A 240-nucleotide genomic window follows, 5' to 3' on the forward strand; every position below is an offset into this window, starting at 1 on the left:
CTCGCTGGCATCATGGAAGAAAGCCTGCTATCGGCCATTCATTGGCTACTGAACCTGTTGGCCCTGCCCTCGGTAGGCCTGCCCGCCATCTTCATCGTTTCGCTGATCTCGGCGACGTTGCTGCCGCTCGGCTCGGACCCGGCGGTGTTCGGCTACATCAAGCTGTCGCCCGACATGTTCTGGCCCGCCATCCTGGTGGCGTCCGCCGGCAACACCATCGGCGGCGCCATCAGCTACGCC

At 64.2% G+C, this 240-nt stretch carries 1 pseudogene; it reads left to right on the plus strand.

Annotated elements, in window-relative coordinates:
- Positions 1–240, plus strand: a pseudogene (locus ACRHNM_RS17980) (hypothetical protein); the annotation flags it as partial.

The organism is Psychroserpens mesophilus (genome assembly GCF_050617655.1).
Classification (GTDB): Bacteria; Bacteroidota; Bacteroidia; order Flavobacteriales; family Flavobacteriaceae; genus Psychroserpens; species Psychroserpens mesophilus_A.